Here is a 1,318-nt window from a genome sequence, read left to right as displayed (position 1 = left end):
GAAGACGGTCTCTTCCAAAACATCCCAGGGAATAAAGACCAGCACCTGTTTGCGTCGGCTGTTAAATACTTTACTGGGAAATAAGACTATAGATGACTAAGACGATTGGTGTGTTTTGAGAAGAAAAATGAAAGTTTGTGAAATATTTGAATAAATTAATTGATATACCTGATGTTGAAAAAAAGATTCAATTGAAAAAATCGTTATCTAGAGAGATGAGAGTAATGAAGGAGGACTTAAAGCCAAGAAAGTGTTTGCTTTGTGATAAAGATACTACAAGTTTTTGCAACTCTCACACTATTCCACAGTTATCGTTAAAAAATATTTCTGATTCTGGCAAGTTGACTCAAGCTGGTTATTTAATAGGGAGCGATCTGTCAGATAATGATAAGGGAGTGAGCAATTCGGGAACGATACAAATTATTTGTCGTAAATGTGATTCTTTCTATTTTCAGGAATATGAAAATGAAATGAATCTTACGTCTTATCCTAGCGATAAAATGTTGTCACAAATTGCATTGAAAAATTTCCTTTTAGAACTAGTTAGAATGAGGGAGGAAAAATATCATTTTAAAAAATCAATGTCTGATAATACAATCAAGAAGGCTTTATACTTAAGAATACCTGAGATTTCTAATAAAACGTTAGAGAATACATCTCAAAAAATAAAAGATCTTCATAATTCTTTTGATTATGATATTGAAGATTTTCAAAATGAAATTTTACTCCATAAAACTGCTATTGAAAACAATCTTAAAGGAGCATATCAAATTATTTTTCATGAGGTGCTCCCCTATAAGACACCGATAGCGTTTCAAGGCTCATTAACGTTGATTAGAGATATGTATGAATATCCAGTGAATGATACGAGTAACCATTCAAAAAAAAATCGTATTCAGAAGTTGCATCTGGCTATTTTACCATTAAAAGAAAAGACGATGGTGCTAGCTTTTTATCATAAAAGGGATTGGAAATATAGATCTCTAAAAAGTCAGTTTAACAGTAGCAATCGATTGAATAAACTGGATTTTCTTAATTATTTAATATTTGCTTACACTGAAAACTACTACTTTAGCCCGACAATTAAAGAAAAAATTAGAACAAATGAGAAGCTTGTGCTACTTAGTCAAGAACTTTTCGGCAAACCTAATTTGGGTCAGTATGTAGGTGTTGATAGTTATAAGAGAGTTGAGCCAGATGAAATTCCTAATTTTCTTTTAGAAGAGTGGGCTATAATGTAAAAATAAAAGGTATAAAAAATGACATACGAAGTAAAATCTCTTAATGAAGAATGTGGTGTTTTCGGTATCTGGGGACA

General features: G+C 31.4%; 1 protein-coding gene. It reads left to right on the top strand.

The window, feature by feature from the left end; all coding sequences use genetic code 11:
- Positions 1-137: 137 nt before the first annotated feature.
- Positions 138-1,241: a hypothetical protein gene (locus GMD6S_RS11325; RefSeq protein ID WP_000876342.1), complete on the top strand. Its 1,104-nt coding sequence runs from the start codon at positions 138-140 to the stop codon at positions 1,239-1,241.
- The last annotated feature ends 77 nt before the right edge of the window (positions 1,242-1,318 follow it).

Source organism: Streptococcus sp. GMD6S, assembly GCF_000297015.1.
The sequence above is the reverse complement of the archived record's forward strand: the minus strand, read 5'-3'. Positions and strand labels throughout refer to the sequence as shown.